The 23893-nt window shown below is 71.2% G+C and carries 24 protein-coding genes; 7 read left to right on the forward strand and 17 right to left on the reverse strand.

Annotated features, from left to right (window positions below):
* Window positions 1-136: 136 nt before the first annotated feature.
* Window positions 137-1468 carry a dihydroorotase gene (locus BO39_RS05215; protein ID WP_043830702.1) on the forward strand — a complete coding sequence of 444 codons (1332 nt, stop codon included), beginning with the start codon at window positions 137-139 and terminating at the stop codon, window positions 1466-1468.
* A 36-nt stretch (window positions 1469-1504) separates the two neighbouring features.
* Here BO39_RS05215 and BO39_RS05220 read toward each other — a convergent pair whose 3' ends face one another.
* Entirely contained in the window at window positions 1505-1849 is a 345-nt protein-coding gene (locus BO39_RS05220; protein ID WP_043830704.1) for a hypothetical protein, read from the reverse strand.
* Between the two features lie 113 nt (window positions 1850-1962).
* A complete protein-coding gene (locus tag BO39_RS05225; RefSeq protein ID WP_156963487.1) occupies window positions 1963-2358 on the reverse strand; it encodes a hypothetical protein in 396 nt (131 codons plus the stop codon).
* 110 nt (window positions 2359-2468) lie between these two features.
* Between BO39_RS05225 and BO39_RS05230 the strand changes: the two genes are divergently transcribed.
* The 3 genes from BO39_RS05230 (at window position 2469) to der (ending at window position 5989) form a co-directional block, all read left to right on the forward strand.
* The gene (locus tag BO39_RS05230; RefSeq protein WP_043830707.1) at window positions 2469-3122 is read left to right on the forward strand and encodes a tetratricopeptide repeat protein; all 654 of its coding nucleotides are present in this window, start codon (window positions 2469-2471) and stop codon (window positions 3120-3122) included.
* A 27-nt stretch (window positions 3123-3149) separates the two neighbouring features.
* A complete protein-coding gene (locus BO39_RS05235; protein ID WP_043830708.1) occupies window positions 3150-4496 on the forward strand; it encodes an outer membrane protein assembly factor BamB family protein in 1347 nt (448 codons plus the stop codon).
* Between the two features lie 149 nt (window positions 4497-4645).
* A complete protein-coding gene (gene der / locus BO39_RS05240) occupies window positions 4646-5989 on the forward strand; it encodes a ribosome biogenesis GTPase Der (protein WP_043830709.1) in 1344 nt (447 codons plus the stop codon).
* Window positions 5990-6008: 19 nt separating this feature from the next.
* On the opposite strand, the gene BO39_RS05245 is transcribed toward der, so the two are convergent.
* The 15 genes from BO39_RS05245 to rpsF all read right to left on the reverse strand — a co-directional run bounded on the left by BO39_RS05245 (window position 6009) and on the right by rpsF (window position 21061).
* Window positions 6009-7421 carry a phosphatase PAP2 family protein gene (locus tag BO39_RS05245; RefSeq protein WP_156963489.1) on the reverse strand — a complete coding sequence of 471 codons (1413 nt, stop codon included), beginning with the start codon at window positions 7419-7421 and terminating at the stop codon, window positions 6009-6011.
* Window positions 7422-7523: 102 nt separating this feature from the next.
* Window positions 7524-8237, reverse strand: coding sequence for an SDR family NAD(P)-dependent oxidoreductase (locus BO39_RS05250; protein ID WP_043830710.1), 714 nt, complete (start codon window positions 8235-8237; stop codon window positions 7524-7526).
* Window positions 8234-9712: an amidophosphoribosyltransferase gene (gene purF / locus BO39_RS05255; RefSeq protein WP_043830711.1), complete on the reverse strand. Its 1479-nt coding sequence runs from the start codon at window positions 9710-9712 to the stop codon at window positions 8234-8236. The genes BO39_RS05250 and purF overlap by 4 nt, the downstream gene beginning before the upstream one ends.
* A 5-nt stretch (window positions 9713-9717) precedes the next feature.
* On the reverse strand, window positions 9718-10311 hold the full coding sequence (locus BO39_RS05260; RefSeq protein ID WP_245614974.1) for a CvpA family protein: 594 nt from the start codon (window positions 10309-10311) through the stop codon (window positions 9718-9720).
* A gap of 70 nt (window positions 10312-10381) precedes the next feature.
* Window positions 10382-11824: a DNA repair protein RadA gene (radA, locus tag BO39_RS05265; RefSeq protein ID WP_043830713.1), complete on the reverse strand. Its 1443-nt coding sequence runs from the start codon at window positions 11822-11824 to the stop codon at window positions 10382-10384.
* A gap of 69 nt (window positions 11825-11893) precedes the next feature.
* Entirely contained in the window at window positions 11894-12976 is a 1083-nt protein-coding gene (locus BO39_RS05270; protein WP_043830714.1) for an SPL family radical SAM protein, read from the reverse strand.
* Window positions 12966-14021, reverse strand: coding sequence for a spore photoproduct lyase family protein (locus BO39_RS05275; protein WP_043830716.1), 1056 nt, complete (start codon window positions 14019-14021; stop codon window positions 12966-12968). Before BO39_RS05275 ends, BO39_RS05270 begins: the two co-directional genes overlap by 11 nt.
* A gap of 40 nt (window positions 14022-14061) precedes the next feature.
* Window positions 14062-14877 carry an ABC transporter ATP-binding protein gene (locus BO39_RS05280; RefSeq protein ID WP_052401550.1) on the reverse strand — a complete coding sequence of 272 codons (816 nt, stop codon included), beginning with the start codon at window positions 14875-14877 and terminating at the stop codon, window positions 14062-14064.
* Complete coding sequence (locus BO39_RS05285; RefSeq protein WP_156963491.1) at window positions 14874-15677, reverse strand: MlaE family ABC transporter permease; 804 nt, start codon at window positions 15675-15677, stop codon at window positions 14874-14876. Before BO39_RS05285 ends, BO39_RS05280 begins: the two co-directional genes overlap by 4 nt.
* On the reverse strand, window positions 15674-16726 hold the full coding sequence (alr, locus tag BO39_RS05290; RefSeq protein ID WP_043830963.1) for an alanine racemase: 1053 nt from the start codon (window positions 16724-16726) through the stop codon (window positions 15674-15676). The genes BO39_RS05285 and alr overlap by 4 nt, the downstream gene beginning before the upstream one ends.
* 28 nt (window positions 16727-16754) lie before the next feature.
* The gene (locus tag BO39_RS05295) at window positions 16755-18275 is read right to left on the reverse strand and encodes a replicative DNA helicase (RefSeq protein WP_052401552.1); all 1521 of its coding nucleotides are present in this window, start codon (window positions 18273-18275) and stop codon (window positions 16755-16757) included.
* Between the two features lie 10 nt (window positions 18276-18285).
* A complete protein-coding gene (locus BO39_RS05300) occupies window positions 18286-19572 on the reverse strand; it encodes an SAM-dependent methyltransferase (RefSeq protein WP_052401554.1) in 1287 nt (428 codons plus the stop codon).
* Between the two features lie 149 nt (window positions 19573-19721).
* Window positions 19722-20288: a 50S ribosomal protein L9 gene (gene rplI / locus BO39_RS05305; RefSeq protein ID WP_043830718.1), complete on the reverse strand. Its 567-nt coding sequence runs from the start codon at window positions 20286-20288 to the stop codon at window positions 19722-19724.
* 17 nt (window positions 20289-20305) lie between these two features.
* The gene (gene rpsR, locus BO39_RS05310) at window positions 20306-20584 is read right to left on the reverse strand and encodes a 30S ribosomal protein S18 (RefSeq protein ID WP_043830720.1); all 279 of its coding nucleotides are present in this window, start codon (window positions 20582-20584) and stop codon (window positions 20306-20308) included.
* A gap of 6 nt (window positions 20585-20590) precedes the next feature.
* Window positions 20591-21061: a 30S ribosomal protein S6 gene (rpsF, locus tag BO39_RS05315; RefSeq protein ID WP_043830721.1), complete on the reverse strand. Its 471-nt coding sequence runs from the start codon at window positions 21059-21061 to the stop codon at window positions 20591-20593.
* Window positions 21062-21475: 414 nt separating this feature from the next.
* Here rpsF and aqpZ point away from each other — a divergent pair, with 414 nt between their 5' ends.
* The 3 genes from aqpZ to BO39_RS29665 all read left to right on the forward strand — a co-directional run bounded on the left by aqpZ (window position 21476) and on the right by BO39_RS29665 (window position 23837).
* On the forward strand, window positions 21476-22162 hold the full coding sequence (gene aqpZ / locus BO39_RS05320; RefSeq protein WP_245614976.1) for an aquaporin Z: 687 nt from the start codon (window positions 21476-21478) through the stop codon (window positions 22160-22162).
* 134 nt (window positions 22163-22296) lie between these two features.
* Window positions 22297-22563, forward strand: a complete 267-nt coding sequence (locus tag BO39_RS05325) for a hypothetical protein (RefSeq protein ID WP_043830723.1) — start codon at window positions 22297-22299, stop codon at window positions 22561-22563.
* Between the two features lie 242 nt (window positions 22564-22805).
* Window positions 22806-23837, forward strand: coding sequence for an ABC transporter substrate-binding protein (locus tag BO39_RS29665; protein ID WP_052401555.1), 1032 nt, complete (start codon window positions 22806-22808; stop codon window positions 23835-23837).
* The last annotated feature ends 56 nt before the right edge of the window (window positions 23838-23893 follow it).

Consider the following 23893-nt stretch of genomic DNA (forward strand, 5'->3'; position numbering starts at 1 on the left):
ATGCGTATCACCTTACGGAGGGGGCGCTTCCTCTTGGCCCCGATGATAGGCCGGGAGGGGTGGTAGGGGAAATCGCCCTCCCGCCCCGCCGGGCCCTGGGCTATCACCCCGCGCTGGCAAAGAGGGCTGGGGCGAGATGGCGAGCTACGATCTGATCCTGCGCGGCGGCACCGTCGTCCTTCCCTGGGGCGAGGCCGTAACCGATGTCGCCGTGCGCGCCGGGAAGGTCGTGACAGTGGGCGACCTCCGCACCGACGAGGCCACGGAAGTGATCGACTGCTCCGGCCTGCACGTGCTGCCCGGCCTGATCGACCCGCACGTCCATCTGCGCGACCCCGGCGACCCCGCGGTGGAGACGCTGGAAACCGGCACCAGGGGCGCGGTGCTGGGCGGGCTGACCGCGGTGTTCGACATGCCGAATACCCAACCCTCCATCACCTCGGTCGAGCAGCTCGACTGGAAGCGCGGCTACATCCGCGAGAAGGCCTGGTGCGATGTCGGCATGTATGTCGGCGGCGCGCGGAGCAACGTGGGCGAGCTCGGCACGCTGGAGCGGGAGCCGAATGTCTGCGCCATCAAGGTCTTCGCCGGCTCCTCCACCGGGGACCTGATGATCGAGGACGACGAGACGCTGGAGCGCGTGATGCGTAACGGCGGGCGCCGCATCGCCTACCACTCCGAGGACGAGTACCGGCTGCAGGCGAGGAAGCCGATGTTCGCGGATGGCGGGCCGCACCGACTGCATGCCGAATGGCGCGACGTGGAATGCGCCTTTCTCGGGACGCGTCGCCTGATGGCCCTGGCGCGCAAGACGAACCGCCCCGCCCACATCCTGCACGTCTCCACGGCCGAGGAGCTGGATTATCTCCGCGACTTCCGCGACGTGGCGACGGTAGAGGTGCTGCTGAACCACCTGACCCAGTGGGCGCCGGACGCCTACGACGCGCTGGGCGCCCTTGCCGTAATGAACCCGCCAATCCGCGACAAGCGTCACTACGACGCCGCCTGGGCGGCGGTGGCCAATGGCACGGTGGACACGGTGGGCAGCGACCACGCCCCGCATTCCCGCGCCGCGAAGGAGCGCCCCTGGCCCGCCACGGCCGCCGGGCTGACGGGCGTGCAGACCATCGTGCCGATGATGCTCAACCACGTCTCCGAGGGGCGCCTCTCCCTCGCGCGACTGGTGGACCTGATGGCGGCCGGGCCGGCCCGCGTCTACGGCGCGATCGGCAAGGGTCGGATCGCGGCCGGCTACGACGCGGACTTCACGGTGGTGGACATGGGCCGCAGCCGGGTGATCGAGCAGGATTGGCTCGTCTCGCCCTGCGGCTGGAGCCCCTTCGTCGGCTCCCGCTGCCAGGGCTGGCCGGTGATGACCGTGGTGCGGGGGCGCGCGGTGATGCGCGAGGACGAGGTGCTGGGGACCCCAGGTGGGGCGCCGGTGCGTTTCGAGGGGACTCGGGCCTAGGACGAGGGCCCGGGACGGGAGCCCGGGGCCGGCCGCCTAGCCGCCCCGCCCGAGATGCCGCCCGAAGGCGTCGCGGATGGCGGCCATGGCGTTGGCCGCGTTCTCGGCGTGGCGGCGGGCGGCCTTCTCGGTCGGCTCCACCTCGTCGATCGCCTCGACAGCGGCCTCGGTGCTTTCCTGGAAGCCCTCGTAGAGTTCCTCGAGCCAGCCGCGCAGTTCCTCCTCGTCGCCGCTCGTGCGCAGGTCGTCCACGACGGATTCGACCTCGCGGACCATGCGCTCGGGGGTTGCGCCGCGCTGAAGCACGGCGGAGAGGCGGTTGAAGGCCGCGCGCGTGGGGGCGGGAGCGCGCTTGGGCGCCGCGGCCGTGGATCGGGCCATGGGGGGTCCTAACTCTTTCGTGGAGGAGAGAGGGCAGTGGGCCCGCGCCGGGGCCCTGGTGCTGCTAAGATGGTGTCTTCCCGTGGTTTTTCCAAGCATTCGTTGCTGGTCGGTTACAGAATTCGCTCGGGCCAGGGCTCTCGCGGCGCGGTCGGGAGGACCTGTCCGACCTCGCGCGGCGGCGGGTTGCCCGGCACGGGCCCGGTCCAGCAATCGACGGAGCCGAGGCTTCGCGTGCAGCGCGGCTGCTCCACCGCCACCTGCTCCGGGCGGCAGTAGCGCTCCTTCGCGTCGAGATAGGCGACCGAGCAGTCCCGCCCGGTGACGCCGGAGACCACGAGGTCCGGCACGGCCCGGCCGGTGACCATGAGCGAGACCCCGTTGACCGCGGCCAGCGGCACCACGGCGCCGCAGCTGGGCAGGGCGGCCAGCAACACGGCCAGCAGCAGCCCGGACAGCCTCCGGGGCACCATGGGGCGGAACGGGAGAGGGGGGGCGGGGCGGCGCATGGGGGCATGCTAGGCCGAGCGGGCTTAACGCCTCGTGACGGTCCCGCTATACCCCCGGGCCCGGCCATCCAGGAGGTGGCCTCTGCGGCACCCAGGGGGAAGGAACCCGCTTGCCCGACATCTTCGACGAGGTGCGCGAGGATCTCCGCGCCGAGCGCGCCCGGCAGCTTGGCCTTCGCTACGGCGGCATCCTGGCCGCGGTGGCGCTGCTCGCCCTGGTGGCGGTGGGCGGCTGGCAGGGCTGGCGCTGGTACCAGACGCGCGAGTCCGAGGCGGCGGCGAATGCCTTCCTCATCGTCCACCGCGAGGCGGAGCGGCCTGGCGCGGACCTGAAGGCGGCCGCCGCGCGCTTCGACGACATCGCGGCCCAGGCGCCGGAGGGCTACCGCGTGCTCGCCCGGCTGCGCGCCGCCGCGCTGAAGTCCGAGACAGGCGACCTGCCCGGCGCCCTGGCCGAGTGGGACGCCGTTGCCGGCGACAGCGCGGCCGACGCGCTCTACCGCGATCTCGCGAGCCTCAACTGGGTGCTGCACGGGCTGGATACGCAGGATCCCGCAATGCTCGTCGCCCGCGTCACGCCGCTGACGGCGGAGGGCAATCCCTGGCGGGCCTCGGCGCGCGAGCTGCAGGCGCTTATCGCCGTCCGGCAGGGCCGGGGCGGGGAGGCGCGCCAGATCCTGGAAGCCCTGGCCGCCGATCCGGCGACGCCGCAGGCGATGCGGGACCGGGCGGCACGGGTCGCGGCGGGGCTTCCCAATGCCTGACCAACCCATGCGGAGCGCGCGACGCCGATGATGCCGACCTCCTCCCGCCGCGGCCTGCTGCTGGGCGGCGCGGCCCTTGCGCTCTCGGGCTGCGAGACGATCGACGGCATCCTCGGCGACAAGAAGACGCCGCTGCCGGGCGAGCGGCTGCCGGTCATCCAGCAGGATCGGGAACTGGCGATCGATCCCGCCAGCGCCGGGCGGCCCGTGCAGCTCCCGGCGCCGGTGATGCGGACCGAGTGGCCCTTCTCGGGTGGCACGCTCTCGCATGACCCGGGGCCCTCGGCCGTGGGGACGGGGCTGCGGGAGGTCTGGCGCGCGAGCATCGGCACCGGCTCCTCCTACCGGCGGCGCATCACGGGCGGGCCGATCGTGGCGAACGACACGGTCTTCGCCGCCGACGCCTTCGGCACCGTCTCGGCCTTCGACACGGCCCGTGGCGGCCGGCGCTGGCAGCGCGAGACGACGCCGGACAAGGACGACGTGGGCGCGGTCGGCGCGGGCCTCGCCTTCGCCGATGGCACGCTCTACGTCGCGACAGGCATGGCCGAGGTGCTGGCGCTGGACCCTGGCACGGGGGAGGTGCGCTGGCGAGCGCCGGTTGGCGCGCCGACGCGGGGCGCGCCCTCGGTCGCCGGCGGGCGGATCTTCGTGCCGACGGTGGAGAACCAGCTCGCCGCCCTCTCCACGGAGGACGGGCGGAGCCTCTGGACCTATCGCAGCACCGTGGTCTCCGCCGTGCCGCTCGGCCTGCCGGCGCCGGCGGTGGAGGGCGAGAGCGTGGTGGCCGGGCTTCCCTCGGGCGAGCTGGCGGCGCTGCGAGCCTCGGACGGGCGCGTGATCTGGACGGAGAGCCTCTCGGCCGGGCCGGGCGGGCAGCGCGGCAGCATGGCGGAGCTGGCCGGCGTGCGCGGCCTGCCCGTGATCACCGATGGCCGCGTCTTCGCCTCGGGCCAGGCGGGCACCTCGCTGATGGTGGACCTGCGCTCCGGCCGCCGCCTCTGGGAGCGGGACGTCGGCAGCAACTACTCGCCCGCGGTGGCCGGCGAGTGGATCTTCGTGGTGACGCCGGACAGCCAACTCGTCGCCCTCGGCCGCGCCGATGGACGGGTGCGCTGGGTGACGGTGCTCGACGAGCGCAGCGCGCGCGACCGGCGGCGCAACCCCGTTACCTTCGGCTCGCCGCTCGTGGCGGGCGGGTCGATCCTCGTGCCCTCCTCGGGCGGGGAGCTGCTGGTGGTCGATCCGGCCGAGGGCGCGGTCTCGAGCCGTATACGGCTGCCGAACGGGGCGACGCTCCAGCCCATCGCGGCGGGCGGGACGCTCTACCTCGTGACGGACGAGGGCACGCTGGTGGCGTTCCGCGGCGACTGATCCCGCGCCCGCCGGAGGGTACGGCCGCCCGGCCGCGCCGTCTGGCCGGGACTGATTGGCGCTGGCCGTGCCCGACCACGCCCTGCGCGGGGGCGTGACCCGCCAAGGCCGCGCTTGACCCCTGGGCGCCGTCGGTGCTCTTGCGCCCCATGCTCCCCCGTATCGTCGTCATGGGCCGCCCCAACGTGGGCAAGTCCACCCTGTTCAACCGCCTCGCCGGGCGGCGCATCGCCATCGTGGATGACACGCCCGGCGTGACGCGCGACCGCAAGGAGGTGGTCGCGCGCATCGCCGGGCGCGACGTGCTGCTCGTGGACACCGCCGGGCTGGAGGAATCCGCGCCCGACACCATCCCCGGCCGGATGCGCGCGAGCTCCGAGGCGGCACTGCGGGGCGCGGACCTCGTGCTCTTCGTGGTGGATGTCCGCACCGGCCTCACGCCCTCCGACCGCGCTTTCGCCCAGTGGCTGCGCCGCCAGGGCAAGCCCGTGCTGGTGCTGGCCAACAAGGCCGAGGGCCGGCAGGGCGCCGCCAACTCGCTGGAGGCCTATGAGCTGGGCCTCGGTGCCCCGCTGCCGGTTTCGGGTGAGCACGGGGACGGCTTCGGCGAACTGCACGACGAGATCCGCGAGGCCCTGCCGCCCGAGCCCGAGGTGGAAGAGGAGGAGGACGACGCCGATCGTCCGCTGCGCTTGGCGATCGTCGGGCGGCCGAATGCCGGCAAGTCCACCCTGCTGAACGCCCTGCTGGGCGAGGAGCGGATGATCACCGGCCCCGAGCCCGGCCTCACCCGGGATTCCGTGGCGGTGAAGTGGATCGACGAGACGGGCAAGCCGGTGCGGCTGGTGGATACCGCAGGGCTGCGTCGCCGGGCGCGGATCACCCAGGCGCTGGAGCAGATGTCCACCGCCGCCACCATCGCGGCCTTGAAGGAATGCGAGATCGCCGTGCTGGTGGTCGATGCCGTGCAGGGGATGGACGAGCAGGACCTTCGGATCGCCCGCCTCGCGGAGCGCGAGGGGCGGGCGATCGTCATTGCCTTCAACAAATGGGACGCCGTGGAGGACCGGGAGGCGGCGCGGCGGCGGGTGGAGGACGTGCTGACCTCCTCCCTCGCGCAGCTTCGCGGCATCCTTGTCGTGCCGCTCTCGGCGGCGACCGGGAAAGGCGTCGAGAAGCTGATGCCGACGGTGCGCGAGGCCTACGAGGTGTGGAACCGCCGTATCCCGACGGGGGCGCTGAACCGCTGGTTCGAGGACGCGCTGACGCGCCACCAGCCGCCGCTGGTGGAGGGCAAGCGGCTGAAGCTGCGCTACGCCACCATGCCCAAGGCGCGCCCGCCGACGATCGCCATTTTCGGCACGCGGGCGGAGCTGCTGCCGGAGGACTACCGGCGCTACCTCGTGAACTCCTTCCGCGACGCCTTCGACATGCCGGGCGTGCCGGTGCGGCTGAACCTGCGAGGGACCGACAACCCTTATTCGGAGGAGTGAGGCGGCGACCCGCCCCCGATCAGGGCGGGCCCGCCTCGGCGCCGTCCTCGCGCGCCCGCTCGATCGCGCGGGCGGCCACCCGCTCGGCCAGTTGCTGCCCGGCGGCGACGTCGCTGGGGTAGTGGATGCCGGCCCAGATGCGGGATTCGCCGGACTCGCGGGCCAGGGCCATCAGCGCGGCGGCATCCTCCGGGAAGAGATGTGCGAGGACCAGGGCGGAGGTCGTGGAGTAGCAGGCGTGCGCGGCCGGGTAGCTCGGGTGGTTCGGCGTCGCGAAGACCGGCTGGAACCGGGGATCGAGCTGGAAGGGCCGGATCGTCCAGTAGGTATATTTCGCGTCCCAGCACGCGACCCCCGCGTCGTAGAAGGCGACGTTGAGCAGGGCATAGGCCCGCGCGGCACGGGGCGCGCTGGCCGCCTGGCCGGATTCGAGCAGCAGGCGTCCGGCGTGGTTGTTCCAGTACTCGTGGTTGCGCAGCCCGCCGACCGCGGCCTCCCAAAACAGCGCCCGGGCGCTCGTGGCGGGCGCGCGCGGAAAGCCGCGAAGAAACTCCATCTCCGCAGCCCGCTCGGGGGAGTCATGGGCGGCCGGGGGCGGGGGGCGGAACTCGTCGGGCGTTTCGAGCAGCCAGGGCCGCCAGGTCGCGGCCTGGGGGAAGACCGGGTTGGTGCCGCTCCAGAGGCCGGGGCCCGCCGGGACGCTGCCGGTCCAGGGCTGATCCGACCGGTCCTTGCGCCCGCGCTCCAGCGCCGCCGCGGCGACCTGGGCGCCGAGGGTGGCGCCGGCCGCAACGTCGCTCGGGAAGGCAACGCCCGCCAGGAGGCGCATCCTGCCGGACTCCGCGGCGAGGCGCGCGAACTCGGCCGCCCGTTGCGGGAAGAGCTCGCTCAGAATCGTCGCGGCAATGGCTCCGGCCACCGCGTGCTCGTCGGGATAGGAGGGGCTGGACGGCGTCGCGCCCACCGTGGAGAGGGTGGGGTCGGTAGCGGCTGGCCGCGGACGGGCATGGACGTATTTGCTGTCCCAGGCCGCGACCATGCCGTCCGCGAGCGCGGTGTGGAGCAGGGCGAGCCGGCGGGAGGCGAGATTCGCGCTCAGCCCGGCGCGGAGGGACGCCTCCAGCGCGACCTGGTTCCACCGGTAGGAAGGCGCCACGGCCGCCCACCAGGCGATGCGGCGGCGGGTTTCCGGGTCGCGGCCCATCGCCAGCTTTTGGAGCTCGCCCAGCTCGTCGCGCGTGGCCGCTGCGTCCGGCGGGGGCGGCAGGCGGAACTGGCTGGAGGAGGACAGAACCCAGGTTCGCCATCGTCCCGCGCCGGGTTCGGCCGCATCGCCGGCTGGTGGCTGGGCCAGGGCCGAGGGGATGTAGAGCATGGCTCCGATCAGCCATGCCGCCGTGGTTGCGGCGCGGGCGCGCGTCAGAGGAAGCATGCTGTCCTCCCACGATGCGAATTTCGGCGGAGCCTGCTCCCGCGCGGCGGCGAATGCCACGAAAACCCGCCGCTTGTTTCCTCCCTGGTCCGACGGGGAGCTTTAGGCTGCCTCGACGACCTCTCCGCTCCGCACCTCGTCGGGCAGGCAGAGGGCGGCGATGCGGGGGGCGACATCCACCGGCTGGGCGATGGAGGTCGGGTCCTCGCCCGGCATCGCCTTGGCGCGTAGGCGGGTCGCGACGGCGCCGGGATCGAAGAGGTTTACACGCAGCGGCGTGTTGGCGACCTCGGCGGCCCAGGTGGTGGTCAGGTGTTCAAGGCCGGCCTTGGTAGCGCCGTAGAGGCCCCAATAGGGCTTCGGCTCCCGCGCGCGGCCGCTGGTGAGGACGACGGCGCGGCCGGCATCGGAGGCGCGGAGCGGCGGGTCCAGCGTGCGGATGAGGCGCCAGGCGGCGGTGAGGTTCACTGCCACCGCCTCTGCCCAATCCTTCGGCGTGATGTGGGAGACGGGGGTGAGGGCGCCGAGCGTGCCGGCGGCATGGACAAGGATGTCGAGCCGCCCAAAGCGCTCCATCACGGAGGGGCCGAGGAGGTCGAGCTCGTCGCCCTCTTTCGTCAGGTCGAAGGGCAGGAGGGTGGCGCTGCCGCCGAGGCCGCGGATGCTGTCGTCGGTTTCCTCAAGGCCGCCCTGGGTGCGGGAGATCAGGACGAGATGCGCGCCGAGGCGGGCGAGCTCCACTGCGGTGGCGGCGCCGATCCCGCGGGAGGCGCCAGTGACGAGGGCGACGCGGCCCTCCAGCGGGCGGATGTTCATACGCCGTTCAGCGCCAGCAGCGCCTCCCGCCGCTCGGGGTGGCCCTCGAGGTCGGTCAGCGGGATGGAGTAGTCCCCCGTGAAACAGGCGTCGCAGTAGCCGGGATCCTTCGCGTCCCGGCCCTTGCGGCCGAGCGCGCGGTAGAGGCCGTCGAGCGAGATGAAGGCGAGGCTGTCGGCGCCGATGATGCGGGCCATCTCCTCCACGCTGTGGTTGGAGGCGAGCAGCTTCTCCCGCTCGGGCGTGTCGATGCCGTAGAAGCAGGAATGGGTTGTGGGCGGGGATGAGATGCGCATGTGCACCTCCCGCGCGCCGGCCTGGCGGACCATCTCGACGATCTTCTTGCTGGTGGTGCCGCGGACGATCGAGTCGTCCACCAGGATCACCCGCTTGCCCTCGAGCATCGCGCGGTTGGCAGAGTGCTTCAGCTTCACGCCGAGGTGGCGGATGCTGTCGGTCGGCTCGATGAAGGTGCGGCCGACATAGTGGTTGCGGATGATCCCCAGCTCGAAGGGGATGCCGGCCTCCTTGGAGTAGCCCATCGCGGCGGGAACGCCCGAATCCGGGACGGGCACGACCACGTCGGCCTCGACGCCGCTCTCGATCGCCAGTTCCCGGCCGATGCCCTTGCGGGCCTCGTAGACGGGGGTGCCCTCGACCACGGAGTCGGGGCGGGCGAAGTAGATGTACTCGAAGATGCAGAAGCGGCTGCTGGTCTCGGCGAAGGGCTTGATGCTGCGCACGCCGTCGTCGTCGATCACCACGATCTCGCCGGGCTCGATGTCGCGCACGAACTCGGCACCGACGATGTCCAGCGCGCAGGTCTCGCTCGCCAGCACCCAGGCGTTGTTCTGGTCGGGCCCGAGGCGGCCGAGGACGAGGGGGCGCACGCCCAGCGGGTCGCGCACGCCCATCAGGGCGCCGTCGTGCAGGGCGACGAGGGAGTAGGCGCCATCCACCTGCTTCAGCGCGTCGATCAGCCGGTCGAGCACCGTCGCGTAGAGGGAGATGGCGATAAGGTGGACGAAGACCTCCGAATCCGTGGAGGACTGGAAGAGGCAGCCGCGGCGGACGAGCTGGCGGCGAAGGGCGAGCGCGTTGGTGAGGTTGCCGTTATGGGCGACGGCGAAGCCGCCGAAGGCGAAGTCGGCGTAGAGGGGCTGGACGTTGCGCAGCGCCGTCTCGCCGGCTGTGGCGTAGCGGTTGTGGCCGACGGCGGCGCGGCCGGGCAGGCTTGCCATGACCCGCGCGTCGCCGAAGATGTCGCCGACGAGGCCGAGGCCCTTGTGGCTGCGGAAGCCCTTCTCACCGAGGGAGACGATGCCGGACGCCTCCTGGCCGCGGTGCTGCAGGGCGTGCAGGCCGAGAGCGGTGAGGGCGGCCGCGTCGGGGGAGTTCCACACGCCGAAGACGCCGCATTCCTCGTGGAAGCCGTCGTCCTCGCTCGCGAGCGGGTTGGTGGTCAGGTCCGTCATGGGGATCAGGTCCGGTTCCGCGCGGGCGGGCGCAGGAGTTCGTCGGCGGTGGGGGCGCGGCCGGTGGACGCGTCGGGGAGGCGTGGCCGGTACTTGGGGGGCAGCTGCTCGTTCAACCAGACCGCTCCGTCCGCAATGAGCGGCATGCTGCGCGCGCCCCGCACGGGGGCGGGCCAGAGCTCGGGGTTCGGCACGAAGGCGCCCGCCGCGATATAGGCGACGAGGAGCACGACGACGCCCCGACCAAGGCCGAAGACGATGCCGAGCGCGCGGTCCACCCCGCCGAGGACGGAGTTCCGGACGCCGCCCGCGATGAAGGCGATGATGATCTTGAGGATGATGAGGGTGACGACGAAGACCGCGGCCAGGGCGGCGGCGTCGGCCATCCATTCCTGCGGGAACATGTCCGCAAAGAGGCCACGGGTGCCGCTGAGCATGTAGAAGGCGAAGAAGATCGCGCCCACCCAGGCGCCCACGCCCAGGACCTCGCGGACGAGGCCGCGCATGTAGCCGATCACGCCGGAGACGGCGACCAGCGCGAGGAAGACGGCATCGACCCAGGTCATATGCGGCGGGATATAGCGATGCCGCGCCGCCACGTCACGCGCCAGACGGCCCGGTCAGTGCGGGGGTGGCATGTTGCCCTGCCATGGGAAGGGCGCCGGCCGGTCAGTCGAACTCGGCCTCGGCGGGCTCGGGCTTCGCCTTTTCCTTCGCCGCCGGCTTGCGGGTAGCGCCTGCTGCGAAAGGCGCCACGAGGTCGGCAAGGTGGCCGGTCTCGCTCAGGCGCAGACCCTCGGGCGCGCTGAGGGCGCGGCCGCCGCGGGCGACGCGGCGGGGCAGGGTGGCGGCGGAGAAGCCGAGCTTGGCGGCCTCCCGCAGGCGGAGCTCGGTCTGAGCGACCTGGCGTATCTCGCCGGAGAGGCCGACCTCGCCGAAATAGACGGTGTCGGGGGAGCAGGGGCGGTCGGTCGCGGCGGAGACGAGGGCGGCGGCGACGGCGAGGTCCGCCGCCGGCTCGTTGATTCGCAGGCCGCCGGCGATGTTGAGGTAGACGTCGTTCATGCCGAGCGTCATGCGGCAACGGCTCTCCAGCACCGCCAGCAGCATGGCCAGCCGGCCGGAGTCCCATCCCACCACCTGCCGCCGCGGGCTGCCTCCCGCGGAGGGGGAGAGGAGGGCCTGGACCTCCACCAACACGGGCCGCGTGCCCTCCAGCCCCGCGAAGACGGCGGAGCCGGAAACATTGCCGCGGCGCTCCGCGAGGAAGAGGGCGGAGGGGTTGGGGACCTCGGCGAGGCCGGTTTCGGTCATCTCGAAGACGCCGATCTCGTCGGTCGCGCCGAAACGGTTCTTGGTGGCGCGGAGGATGCGGAACTGGTGGCCGCGGTCGCCTTCGAAATAGAGGGTCGCGTCCACCATGTGCTCGAGCACACGGGGGCCGGCGAGGGTTCCCTCCTTTGTCACATGGCCGACGAGGACGAGGGCGAACCCGCGCGACTTGGCGAGCCGTCCCAGCTCGGCCGCGCAGGCGCGGACCTGGGAGACGGTGCCGGGGGCGGAATCGAGGCTGTCCAGCCAGACCGTCTGGATGGAGTCCATGATGACCAGGCCAACGTCGCGCTCCTCCTCCAGGCTCGCGAGGATGTCGCGGAGGGAGGAGGCGGCGGCGAGGCCGAGCGGGGCACCCGAGACGCCGAGCCGAAGGGCGCGAAGCCGGACCTGCTCGATCGCCTCCTCGCCGGAGACGTAGAGGGTGCGCTTTCCGGCCTCGGCCACGCGGGCGGCGGCCTGGAGGAGGATGGTGGACTTGCCGATGCCAGGGTCGCCGCCGACCAGCACCACTGAGCCCGGAACGAAGCCGCCGCCGAGGACGCGGTCCAGCTCCGCCATGCCGGTTCGGGTGCGGGGCGGGGGGGAGGACTGGCCCTTGAGGGGGACGAACTCGACGCGCCTTCCGCCGAGGGCCGCCTTGGCCGGGCCGGGCGCGCGGGCCTCCACCACCTCCTCGGCGAGGGTGTTCCAGGCGCCGCAGCCCTCGCATTTGCCCTGCCACTTCGGGTGTACGGTGCCGCAGGACTGGCAGACGAAGCGGTGGGAGGGTTTCGCCAAGGGGTGCCCGATCAGGAACGAAAGGTGGACAGCCGGATGTAGCGCGCGGCGGGCCCGGTTAGAAGGGGATCAGGTCCAGTAGAGGATGCGAGCCTGGGGGAGGTGGCGGGCGATGCTCGCTTCCAGGCTGGCGCGCAGCTCGGCCATGCGCTCGCGCGGGAAGACGTACTTGATGGAGCCGAACTTGGTGGTTTTCCGGGTGCGCTGCGCCGGGTCCATTTCCAGGGCGCTGCCGGGATACCAGCCCTGGAGGATCTCGCGCGATCCCTCGGTGAAGCGGTGGGTGATGAGTTCCACCGTCAGGTCTGGGTCGGGGGTGCCGGCCAGGGCGGCGCCGCAGTCGGCCAGCAGGGTGTCGTAGGCTTCCGCCCAATTTGGCAACGCGAGGATAGGAGCAACGGTCAGGCCGATGCGGTAGCCGGCGAGGGCGGCTTTGCGCATGGCGGCGATGCGCTTGGCCACGCGCGGGGCGCCGCCCTCAAAGCGCTCGGCGGCGCGGGCGTTGACGGAGAAGCGGATGCGGGTGCGGTGGCCGTGGGGCAGGGCCAGCAAGGGGTCGATGGCGTCGTATTTCGTGGTGAAGCGAAGCTGCGCCTCGGCCTCCCAGGCACCGAAGAAGCGGATCGTCTCCGCCAGGCTGCCGGTGATGTGCTCGATGCCCAGGGGATCGGTGTAGCAGGAAGCCTCGAAGGTCGTGCCCTCCGCTGCGCGGGCGGCGTTGCGGGAGGTGACCTGGCCCTGGCCGAGCAGGGGCGGCAACTCCGCCAGGATCTCCGGCAGGTTGGCGTAGGCGCGGATGATCGGCGGGCCCTTCAGCGAGCCGGCGAGGTAGCAATAGGAGCAATGGGCGGGGCAGCCCTCGGCGAGGTCGAAGCGCCAGTCGGCGCTGGGCGGGATGGGCTGCGGGCGGCGCCGGCTGGGGGAGGCGGTGACGACGGCCATGGTGGTCTTGGCGTCGCGGTAGGTGTCGGGCAGGCCGGTGAGGCGGTCGGCTTTCAGGCGGACGATCTCGGTGCCGAGCGCCGCCGCGCGCTCGACCATGGCCTCGCCCTGCGGCCAGGAGAGGGCGGCGGGGGTGATGAGGAGGCGCTTGGGCACCCAGGGCGGGTGCGGGCGCGCGGGGGCGGGGGGCGCCAGGACCTCAGAAGGCATAGCGCACCCGGCAATAGGGCATGCGGTCGGCCAGCAGGTCCTGGAAGCGGCGGAGCCAGCGGCCCTTCCAGCCCGTGCGGTAGCGGAGGTTCACGCCGCCGCCCTCGGAGAGCTTCGTCTCCTGGATGTCGGGGCGCCAGAGGAGTTCCTCGGCCTTGGGGTGCCAGGCGAGGTTGATTTCGTGCAGGCCCTCGTTGTGGGTGAGCATGATGATCTCGGCGGCCAACTGGTTCTTCACCGCGTCCGGCAGGATGTCGTCCAACTCTGCGAAGAGGGCGCCCCATTCCTCCTCCCAGCCCTCCCGCAGGACCACCGGGGAGAAGTTGAGGTGAACCTCGTAGCCGGCGCGGTGCAGCTCGGGGATGGCGGCGATGCGCTCGGCGACGGGAGAGGTGCGGACGTCCAGCAGCTTCGCCATTCCGGGCGGCATGAGGGACATGCGGATGCGGGTGTGGCCCTGGGGGTCGTAGGAGAGCAGGTCCGGGTTCACCCACTTCGTCGCGAAGCTGCCCTTGGCGTTGGGGATGCCGCGGAAGGCGGCCACGAGGTCGCGCACGTTGTCGGAGATGAGAGCGTCCACCGAGAGGTCGCCGTTCTCGCCGAGGTCGTAGACCCAGTCGCGCGGGTCCACCTGGTTGGGCTCGGCCTTCGGGCCCTGGCGCGCGGCGTGGCGGGCGATGGAGGCCGCGATCTCCTCGATGTTGACGAAGACGCTGATGGGGTTGGAGTGCCCCTTGCGCCGCGCGACGTAGCAGTAGGCGCAGGCCATGGCGCAGCCGTTGGAGGAGGAGGGCGCGATGAAGTCGGCGCTGCGGCCATTGGGGCGGAAGGAGAGGCCCTTCTTCACGCCGAGCACAAGGGTGTCGCGCTTGTTGCGGAGGTAGTCGCCGGGATCAGCCTCACGCAATTCGGGGATGCGCCAGTGGGAGGCGACGGGGATGCGCTCGGCGTCCGGGAAGCGGGCGAGGATCTCGCAGCCGCGCGCATGGGCCTCGACCGCGGGCTCGAGATAGATGCGCGCGATGTCGAGGAGGGGGCCGGTCATCCGGCAGGATATATGGGGTGCCGGGGCGGTCCCGACAGGCTTAGCGCCGCAGTTCCATCTTGATCGGCCCCTCGCGCTCGCCCCGGGCGAACTGGTCCACGACCGCGTTTCCGGTCTCGCCGAGGGTAGCGGCCGGGCCGGTCCAGACGATGCGGCCCTGGTGGATCATGGCCGCCTGGTCGCCGATGCGGCGGGCGCTGGCCATGTCGTGGGTGATGGTGACGGCGGTGGCGCCGAGGCGCTTCACGCAGTCCACGATCAGCCCGTCGATCACCGCGCCCATGATGGGGTCGAGGCCGGTGGTGGGCTCGTCGAAGAAGATGATCTCGGGCTCGGAGGCGATGGCGCGGGCCAGGGCGACGCGCTTCTGCATGCCGCCTGAGAGTTCCGCAGGCGAGAGGTCGCCGACCGAGGCGTCCAGCCCGACATCGGCCAGGGCCTCGGCGGCCTTGTCCCGCGCCTTCCGGCGGTCGAGGCGTTTCTGGGCGAGGAGCTTGAAGCAGACATTCTCCCAGACCGGCAGGCTGTCGAAGAGGGCGCCGTTCTGGAAGAGCATGCCGGTGCGGTCGAGCACCGCCTCGCGCTCGCGCGCGGACATGGCCAGCACGTTCCGGCCGTCGATCTCGATGGTGCCGGAATCCGGGGTGATGAGGCCGAGGATGCACTTGATGGTGACGGACTTGCCGGAGCCTGATCCGCCCAGGATGACCATGGAACTGCCGGGCATGACATCGAGGTCCACGCCATCCAGCACCTTCTTGGACCCGAAGGCCTTGCGGAGGCCGCGGAGGCGGATCTTCGGGACTGCCGGCACCTCCGCCGGGACCGCCAGGGGGGCGCTCAGGGCCTCGTTCATCGGGAGAAGAAGGCCTCGGTGAGGACGTAGTCGAGGGCGAGGATGAGGATGGAGGAGGCGACCACCGCGGTGGTGGTGGCCCCGCCCACGCCCTGGGCGCCGCCGCGGGAGTTGTAGCCGCACCAGGTACCCATCAGCGCCACGACGAAGCCGAAGACCGCCGCCTTGACCAGGCCGCTGACCACGTCGGTCATCTGCACGAAGTCGAGCGTCGCCTTGAGATAGGCGGGGCCGGAGAAGCCGAGCTTGAGGGTGGCGATGAGATAGCCGCCCATGACTCCGAGCACGTCCGCCACCAGTACCAGCAACGGCATCGCCAGCGTCGCGGCCAGTAGGCGGGGGGTGACGAGGTACTTGATGGGGTCGGTGGAGAGGGTGGTCAGGGCGTCGATCTGGTCGGTCACGCGCATGGTGCCGATCTCGGCCGCGAAGGCGGCACCGATGCGGCCGGAGACCATGAGGCCGGCGAGGACAGGGCCAAGCTCTCGCGTGATGGAGAGGACGACGACGTTCGCAACCGCCCCCTCGGCGCCGAAGCGCGAGAAGCCGGAGAAGGACTGCAGGGCGAGGACCATGCCCGTGAAGACCGCCGTCAGCCCCACCACGGGGAGGGAGAAATAGCCGACCTCGAGGAAGGCGCGGAGGAGGAGGCGGGGGTGGAAGGGCGGCCGGACAGCGTGGCTGATCGCGTTGAGCGCGAAGAGGGTGACGGCGCCGGCGGTGCGGCACAGGTCCAGCACGGCGCGGCCGAGGGCGGCCAGCCCGTCCAGCGGGCGGGCGAGGAGGGAGGAGGCGTTCACGCGGCGGGCAGGTAGCTGCGGCGGTAGCGCGCGCCGAGGGAGGTCAGCACCTCGTAGCCGATGGTGCCGGCGCGGGCGGCGACATCGTCCGGGGACTGGCCGGGGCCGATCAGCTCGATCATCGAGCCGGGCATGAGGGTGGGGTGGTCGGTCACGTCGAAGGTGATGAGATCCATGGAGACCCGGCCGACGAGGGGGATGTCCCTTCCGGCGTGCCGGGCGAGGGCGCGCCCGGAGAGGGACCTCAGATAGCCGTCGGCATAGCCCGCCGCAACGGTGGCGATCCGCGAAGGGCGGGCGGCGGTCCAGGTGGCGCCGTAGCCGACGGGGGTGCCGGAGGGAATTTCCCGGATCTGGAGGATCGGGACCTGGAGTTGCACGGCGGGGCGCATGGGGTTGGGGCGGCCCGGCGTGGGGTTCAGGCCGTAGAGGGCGCAGCCCGGGCGGGCGAGGTCCGAGGCGAAATCCGGGCCGAGGAAGAGGCCGGCAGAATTGGCGAAGGAGGCGGGCGCGGCGGGGAGGCGGGCGCGGGCTTCGGCGAAGCGGGCGGCCTGGGCCGCGCTCATGGGATGAGCGGGCTCGTCGGCGCAAGCGAGGTGGGTCATAACGTAATGAAGAGTGACGCCCGCCAGGGGGGCGGGGTCATCGGCCAGGGCCGCGACCTCGGCTGGAGTGAGGCCGAGGCGGGCCATGCCAGTGTCGATGTGCAGGATGACCCCCATGCCAGTTCCGGCCCAGGCCTCGATGTCGCCGGGGGAGTTGAGGACGGGGGTGAGGGCCGCGCCCTCGTCCGCGCCGGGGCTGAAGCCGTTGAGGACGGCGATCATGGGCGCGGGGCCGAGGGCGGCGCGGACCGCGATGCCCTCGGCCGCATGGGCAACGAAGAAGTGGCGGCAGCCGGCGTCGGCGAGGGCGGGGGCTACCTGGTCGGCACCGAGGCCATAGGCGTCGGCCTTCACCGCGGCCCCCACAGCGCCGCCGCCCATCGCCGCGTGGCGGTCGCGGAGCGCGGTCCAGTTGGCGGCGATGGCGCCGAGATCGACCGTCAGGACGCCGTTGGTGTCAGCCCCCCTGGTCTCAACCGTAGTCGTTCTCGTCGTGGGTCTGGTCGAGGTCGCCGAAGCGGGTGAACTCGCCCTCGAAGAAGAGGCGGATGGTGCCGGTGGGGCCGTGACGCTGCTTGGCAATGATCAGCTCCGCCTTGTTGTGCGCCTGCTCCATGTCCTTCTGCCACTTGTCGGTGGCCTCTGAGAACTTCTCCGGATTATCGAAGGCGAGCTCCTTCGGCATCTTCTGCTGCAGGTAGTACTCGTCGCGGTAGACGAACATCACGACGTCGGCGTCCTGCTCGATCGAGCCGGACTCGCGGAGGTCGGCGAGCTGCGGGCGCTTGTCCTCGCGCTGCTCCACCTGGCGGGAGAGCTGGGAGAGGGCGATGACGGGGACCGAGAGTTCCTTGGCGATGGCCTTCAGGCCCTGGGTGATCTGGCTGATCTCCTGCACGCGGTTCTCCGGCCGGGTGCCGGCGGCCGGGCGCATCAGCTGGAGGTAGTCCACGATGATGAGGTTCAGCCCGCGGGTCCGCATCAGGCGGCGGCAGCGGGTGCGCAGCGCCGAGATGGTGATGGCCGGGGTGTCGTCGATGAAGAGGGGGAGGGTGGCCAGTTCGCGGCTCACCTCTACGAACTTGTCGAAGTCGCGCTGGGCGATGTCGCCGCGGCGGATGCGGTCACCGGAGACGCGGGACTGCTCGGAGAGAATACGGGTGGCGAGCTGGTCGGCGCTCATCTCGAGGGAGAAGATGGCGACGCCGCCGCGGACGACCGCGTTCGGGTCCTTCTCCTGGGCCTCGCGAATCACGGCCTGGGCGGCGCCGAAGCCGATCTTCACGGCCAGGGCGGTCTTACCCATGGCGGGGCGGCCGGCGAGGATCAGCAGGTCGGAGGGGTGCAGGCCGCCGAGCTTCGTGTCCACGTCACGCAAGCCCGTCGACAGGCCCGAGACGCCGCCGGGAGTGGAGAAGGCGCGCTCGGCAAGTTCCACCGCGGCGGTCAGGGCGCGGTCGAAGGAGACCAGCCCGCCCTCGGAGCTGCCCTCGGTTGCGAGGTCGAAAAGGGCCTGCTCGGCGGCCTCGAGCTGGGACTTGCCGTCAAGTTCGGGCTCCGCCCCGAAGGCGCGGTTCACCACGACCTCGCCGAGGTCCACAAGCTGGCGGCGGAGGAAGCAGTCGTGGATCACGCGGCCGTACTCGCCGGCATTGATGATGCCGACCATGGCGGTGAGAAGCTGGGTCAGGTAGGCGGGGCCGCCGACCTCGTCCAGCAGGCCGGAATGCTCGAACTCGGCGCGTAGCGTGACGACGTCGGCGAGCTGGCCGGCCTCGATCCGGCGCTGGACAGCCTTGTAGATGCGGCCGTGGATGGGGTCGGCGAAGTGCTCGTCGGCCAGGAACTCGGAGACGCGCTCATAGGCCTTGTTGTTGGCCAGCAGGGCGCCGAGCAGCGCCTGCTCCGCCTCGATGTTCGAGGGGGGCAGGCGCTGGGACAGGCCCGGCATTCCGGGGCCGGCCGGCTCGGCGAGGCTGTCGAAGGCGTTCATGAGGGCCAGTCTAGCCCTCGGCGCGCTCCACGTCCTCCTTCACCGCGTCGCGGGGTCCTGTGGACGGCGGTGGATCATGTGGATAAGCCGCGGCGCGCTCGGCATCGACCATGTAGTCCCGCGTCAGCGGCAGGGCGTCCACACGGCGGGTAAGCTGCATCTGCCAGTTCATGTGGCCCCAGCGGCGGAAGGCGAGTTCCGAGGCGGACAGGTAGAACTCGAACATCCGGCAGAAGCGCTCGTCGTACAGGGCCTTGATCGCGTTGCGGTTTGCCGCGAAACGCGCCCGCCAGTGGGCGATGGTCATGGCGTAGTGCAGGCGGAGGATCTCGATGTCCGTGATCCACAGGCCGGCCTTCTCCGCCGAGGGCACCACCTCGGACAGGGCGGGGGAGTAGCCGCCGGGGAAGATGTACTTGGTGAGCCAGGGATTGGTGGTGGCCGGGCCCTCGGATTGGCCGATGGCGTGGATGAGGGCCACGCCATCCTCCTTCAGCGCCGATTTCACGGTGCGGAAGAAGGCCGTGTAGTGGTTGATGCCCACGTGCTCGAACATGCCGACGGAGACGACCCGGTCCATCGGGCGCTTCCAGTTCCGGTAGTCCATCAGCTCGAAGCGGACTCGGTCCGAGAGGCCGGCGGCCTCGGCACGGGCGCGCGACTCGGCGAGCTGCTCCTCCGACAGGGTGAGGCCGGTGACGCGGGCGCCGTGCTCGCGCGCGAGGGTGATGGCGAGGCCGCCCCAGCCGGAGCCGATGTCCAGCACCTCGAGATCCGGGCGGTCGAGTCGCAGCTTGCTGGCGAGGTGGCGCTTCTTCAGCGCCTGGGCCTCCTCCAGACTCTCCTGCCCGGTCGGGAAATAGGCGCAGGAATACTGCCGGTCGGCATCGAGGAAGAGGGCGTAAAGCCTGCCGTTGAGATCGTAGTGGTGAGCGACGTTGCGGCGGCTTCGGGTCGCCGTGTTCAGGTCCAGCAACCGGCGGCCGATCCAGCGGACGCGTTCGCCAAGGCGGATCGCCGGGTGGCTGCCGCCCTGGGAGAGGTTGAGGATGATGACGTCGAGCAGGTCATAGATGGTCGAGCCCTCGATGGGCTCGATGCTGCCGTCCATGTAGCCCTCGCCGAAGGCGAGGTTGGGGTTCATCACAAGGCGGCGGGCGATCGCCTCGTTGGTGAGCGCCATGGCGGCAGTGGGGCCGGGATGCGTGCCGCCGAAGCTTGCCATGCTGCCGTCGGGGCGGCGAAGGCGAAGGGTGCCGTGGCGGATCAGTCTGGGTAGAATCGAGTCCAGGAGCAAAGGCCAGTCCTCCTGACCGGAAGGCTGTTCCCAAGTGCCGCAGGGTTCAATGAGCGGGCGTTAGCTTCACGGAAGCGTGATGGGCGAGAATCAGAATGGCCGCCCCCGTGAGGGAGCGGCCATCCGTACTTCGCCGAAGGGGCGGAGGCTTACTCGCTCGCGGCGCCCAGCTCGGAGAGCTCGGCGGCCAGCTCGGCCTCGAGGCTGGCCTCCTCGGCCTCCTGCTCGGCCCGCAGGTCCTCGCCGCGGGACTGCTTGTCGGCTTCCTCGGGCGTGCGGGCGACGTTCACCACCACGGGGATCGAGACCTCCGGGTGCAGGGCGATGCGGACGTTGGTGAGGCCCAGCGTCTTGATCGGCTGCTCCAGGATGACCTGCTCGCGTGTGATGGTCAGGCCGGCGTCCTTCACCGCGTCCGCGATGTCGCGGCCGGAGACGGAGCCGTAGAGCGCGCCGCTCTCGCCGGCGGAGCGGATCAGGACGACCTGCAGGCCCTCCATCCGCTCGGCCACGCGCTCGGCCTCCTCGCGCCGCTTGAGGTTCTGGGCCTCGAGCTGGGCGCGGTCCTGCTCGAACCGCTTGAGGTTGCTCTCGGTCGCGCGGATGGCGCGGCCGGAGGGGAGGAGGAAGTTGCGGGCGTAGCCGGGCTTCACCGTGACGGTGTCGCCCATCTGGCCGAGCTTCTCGACCCGCTGCATCAGGATGACGTTGATCATAATCTAAGCCCTCCTGATCAGTCGTTGATGACGTAGGGCAGCAGCGCCAGGAAGCGGGCGCGCTTGATGGCGTTGGCCAGCTCGCGCTGCTTCTTGGCGGAGACCGCCGTGATGCGGGACGGCACGATCTTGCCGCGCTCGCTCAGGAAGCGGGAGAGCAGGCGCACGTCCTTGTAGTCGATCTTCGGCGCGTTCGGGCCGGAGAAGGGGCAGGACTTGCGGCGGCGGTAGAAGGGCCGGCGGGCGCCGACGGCCGGGCGGCGCGCGGCGGGGGTCAGGTCGGTCGTGTCGGACATCTGTTCTTACTCCTCGCCGCCATTGCCATCGAGATCGTCGCGGGGACGGGCGCGGAACTCCTCGCGGTCGTCGCCGCGCTCACGGCCACGGCCCGAGCCGAAGCGGCCGGCGGGGCGGGGGCCGCGGAAGCCGCGGTCGCGCTCACGGTCGTCGCCGCGCTTGGCGAGGATGGCGGAGGGGGCGTCGTCGATCGCCTCGATGCGCAGCGTCATGTGGCGCAGCACGTCCTCGTTGAGGCCGAGCTGGCGCGTCACTTCCTTCTCGGCGACCGGCGTGCAGTCGAGGCCGAGGAGCATGTAATGCGCCTTGCGGTTCTTCTTGATCTTGTAGGCGAGGCCGCGGAGGCCCCAGTACTCGCGCTTGCGGACCTCGCCGCCGGTCTCGGCGATGATGCCGGCGACCTGGTCGGCCACGGCCTCGACCTGGGCCTGCGTGAGTTCGTTCCGCGCGATCAGCACGGTTTCATAAAGCGGCATCGGGTTCCCTTCGGATGGCTCAGCCCGGGTTCCCCGCGGGATGCAGGGGACGGAATGGGCATAGCCGGGCGCGATGCCTCGCGCCCGGCAGGGTGAGCGGCCGTATAGGGGATGGGCGAAGGGGGGGCAAGCGGTTACGTTGGAAGCGGTGATGCAAAGGCCTTGCCACAGGTTTGCGGGGCCCAGTAGGTTGGAAAATAGGGTTGCCTGGAGGGTTGAGAACTAAATTTCCTCCGCCCGAAAGTCACGCGGATATGAATGCAGCCTCCCGGAAGCAGTATCTAACGATTACCCCGGTTTCGGAGACTGATGGGGAGCGCTCCGCAACTTCGGCCCATCCGCCCTCGGGAAGATGCGCCATGGATCGCGACATGCAGCGGCGTCTCGCCGCGGAGTTCTTCGGCACCTTCTGGCTTGTTTTCGGCGGATGGCGGCAGTGCGGTCTTCGCCGCGGCCTTTCCCGAACTCGGGATCGGCTTTCTTGGGGTTTCCCTTGCCTTCGGGCTGACCGTTCTCACCATGGCCTATGCGGTCGGGCATATCTCGGGTGGGCACTTCAACCCGGCGGTGACGGTCGGGCTCTGGTCGGCGGGACGCTGCGCCAACAAGCACGTCCTGCCCTATATCGTGGTCCAGGTGATTGGCGCGGTGCTGGCGGCGGGGCTGCTCTGGCTGATCGCCTCGGGTAAGCCTGATTGGATGCCGGCCGGCTTCGCTTCGAACGGGTACGGCGCGCTCAGCCCCGGCAAGTACTCGATGGGCGCCTGTTTCGTGGCCGAGCTGGTGCTCACCTTCTTCTTTCTCATGATCATCATCGGCACGACCTCGAAGGGCACGGCGGCGGGTTTCGCGGGCATTCCCATCGGGCTGGCCCTGGCCCTGATCCATCTTATTTCCATTCCCGTCACCAATACCTCCGTCAATCCGGCACGCAGCACCGCCCCGGCGCTTTTCAGCGGCGCGGTGTATGTCGGGCAGCTCTGGCTCTTCTGGGTGGCACCGATCGCGGGCGCGATGCTCGCCGGGATTCTCGCGAAGATCCTCTACGAGCCGGCGGACATGATCGAGACGGTGGTGGTGGAGGAGGCGAAGGCGGCCTGACGGTGCCGATTGGCAGGCGGCGCCTCTTTCGTGCCCCGTCCGTCGAGGTCCGGCCCTTCGGCCGCCATCGCGGGCGTGCAGCCGGAGAGAGGCTTGCTCGTTAAGGTTGAGGCACAACTGAGGATATTGCCTCGATGAACCGTCTCTCGCATCTCGTCCTGGCCGCGGGCCTCGCCCTTGGCCTCGGCGCGCTCGCTCCCGTCGCCCATGCGGCCCCGGCCGCGGCGGCGCCGATGATCGGGGCCGCGCTCGGCGGCGCGAACACCAGCCTGCTGGAGGATGTTCGCTACGTGACCCGCTGCCGTCCTGCGGTGGTCTATCGGCGGGACCGGCGGGGGCGGCCGGTGCAGGTGCGCCGCGAGGTGTGCCGCCGCGTCTGGGTCGCTGGCCGCCGCTTCTGATCGCGGGCTGGGCAGCGGTGCCCAGCTTCTGAGCGCTGCTGGACCGGCGGACCTCTCCTGCTCCGCTGGCCCAGCTGGAAGGGCCGCGCTCCCGTCCGCCAACAGGGGCGGCGGCTCGGCCCGTTCTACGTTGCGGTCACCGCACGTGGCATGGGCGTTGCTGGCCCTGAGGCATCGCCCGAGGCCGGGCTGATCCGCCGCGCCCGCCGCGCGCCGGCCGGCCGAGGGTGCGGGGACAGCGCATGATGCCCACTCGCCGGACCTTACTGGCCCTTTCCGCCGCGGGGCTCGCGCGGCCGGCCCTGGCGCAGCGCCGGCCGATGGCGGCGGCGACGCAGCTCGGCTGGCTCCGGAACGGCGAGTTCGCCCCGATCATCGTGGCGGAGGCGAAGGGCTTCTTCGAGGCGGAGGGCATCGCCCACCGGATCATGGATGGCGGGCCGGGGCGGAACCCGATCCCGCTGGTGGCGGCCGGGCAGGCGCAGTTCGGGCTGGCGACCTCCGGAATGCACCTCATCGCGGCCAAGGTGGCGCGGGATCCGGTGGATGTGACGGCGGTCGGTGCGCTTTATCAGGAGAGCCCCTCGGCCTATCTCCGCCTCGCCAGCCCCGGTGATCCGGAGCCGACGCCGAAGGATTTCGCCGGGCGTACGGTCGGCGTTCAGGCGGGGTCCGAATACTTCGTGCGCGCCATGTGCCGGCGGAACGGGGTGGACGAGGGAAGGGTCAAGATCGTCACGGTGCAGGCGAATGCCGAGCCGCTGCTCGTCGGGCGGGTGGACTTCTTCAGCGGCTGGGTGACGAACCAGGCGTACCAGATCGAGCAGGAGGTCGCGAAGGCGGACGCGCCGGCGGGCATCCGGGGCAAGACCTGGCAGGCGATCCGGCTCTCTCAGTGGGGGCTGCCCTCCTATGCTGACGTAATCTTCACGGCGACGAAGACGGCACAGGAGAATCCGGAGCTCGTCGGGGGCTATCTGAAGGCCGTCGGGCGGGCGGTGCGTTTCATCCTGGAGAGCCCGGAGGAGGCGATCGGCATCGTTTCGCGCTTTCCCGGGCAGGTGGAGAGTGCGGAGCGGCTGGCCTGGCGCTTCCGGGTGCAGAACCCGCTGCACAGTTCCACGGCCACCCAGGCGCACGGGCCGCTCTGGATGGAGCCCTCGGTCTGGGCGGACATGTCCACCGTGCTGCGGGAGGCGAACGAGATCCCGCGCGACGTGCCACCCGAGGCGATCATGACCACCCGCTTCCTGCCGGGGGCGAGCCCCGCCTGATGGCGGCGCCCGTCCTCATCCGCGGGGTCTCGCGCCGGTTTGGGGACAGCCTGGCG

Source organism: Roseomonas aerilata DSM 19363 (assembly GCF_000711725.1).
Lineage (GTDB): Bacteria > Pseudomonadota > Alphaproteobacteria > Acetobacterales > Acetobacteraceae > Roseomonas > Roseomonas aerilata.

What these genes read in the sequence shown, in the direction of transcription:
- BO39_RS05215 (WP_043830702.1), top strand. Translation starts at nt 137, where the DNA reads ATGGCGAGCTACGATCTGATCCTGCGCGGCGGCACCGTCGTCCTTCCC.
- BO39_RS05220 (WP_043830704.1), bottom strand. Translation starts at nt 1,849, where the DNA reads ATGGCCCGATCCACGGCCGCGGCGCCCAAGCGCGCTCCCGCCCCCACG.
- BO39_RS05225 (WP_156963487.1), bottom strand. Translation starts at nt 2,358, where the DNA reads ATGCGCCGCCCCGCCCCCCCTCTCCCGTTCCGCCCCATGGTGCCCCGG.
- BO39_RS05235 (WP_043830708.1), top strand. Translation starts at nt 3,150, where the DNA reads ATGATGCCGACCTCCTCCCGCCGCGGCCTGCTGCTGGGCGGCGCGGCC.
- der (WP_043830709.1), top strand. Translation starts at nt 4,646, where the DNA reads ATGCTCCCCCGTATCGTCGTCATGGGCCGCCCCAACGTGGGCAAGTCC.
- BO39_RS05245 (WP_156963489.1), bottom strand. Translation starts at nt 7,421, where the DNA reads ATGCTTCCTCTGACGCGCGCCCGCGCCGCAACCACGGCGGCATGGCTG.
- BO39_RS05250 (WP_043830710.1), bottom strand. Translation starts at nt 8,237, where the DNA reads ATGAACATCCGCCCGCTGGAGGGCCGCGTCGCCCTCGTCACTGGCGCC.
- purF (WP_043830711.1), bottom strand. Translation starts at nt 9,712, where the DNA reads ATGACGGACCTGACCACCAACCCGCTCGCGAGCGAGGACGACGGCTTC.
- BO39_RS05270 (WP_043830714.1), bottom strand. Translation starts at nt 12,976, where the DNA reads ATGCCTTCTGAGGTCCTGGCGCCCCCCGCCCCCGCGCGCCCGCACCCG.
- BO39_RS05275 (WP_043830716.1), bottom strand. Translation starts at nt 14,021, where the DNA reads ATGACCGGCCCCCTCCTCGACATCGCGCGCATCTATCTCGAGCCCGCG.
- BO39_RS05280 (WP_052401550.1), bottom strand. Translation starts at nt 14,877, where the DNA reads ATGAACGAGGCCCTGAGCGCCCCCCTGGCGGTCCCGGCGGAGGTGCCG.
- BO39_RS05295 (WP_052401552.1), bottom strand. Translation starts at nt 18,275, where the DNA reads ATGAACGCCTTCGACAGCCTCGCCGAGCCGGCCGGCCCCGGAATGCCG.
- rplI (WP_043830718.1), bottom strand. Translation starts at nt 20,288, where the DNA reads ATGATCAACGTCATCCTGATGCAGCGGGTCGAGAAGCTCGGCCAGATG.
- rpsR (WP_043830720.1), bottom strand. Translation starts at nt 20,584, where the DNA reads ATGTCCGACACGACCGACCTGACCCCCGCCGCGCGCCGCCCGGCCGTC.
- rpsF (WP_043830721.1), bottom strand. Translation starts at nt 21,061, where the DNA reads ATGCCGCTTTATGAAACCGTGCTGATCGCGCGGAACGAACTCACGCAG.
- BO39_RS05325 (WP_043830723.1), top strand. Translation starts at nt 22,297, where the DNA reads ATGAACCGTCTCTCGCATCTCGTCCTGGCCGCGGGCCTCGCCCTTGGC.
- BO39_RS29665 (WP_052401555.1), top strand. Translation starts at nt 22,806, where the DNA reads ATGATGCCCACTCGCCGGACCTTACTGGCCCTTTCCGCCGCGGGGCTC.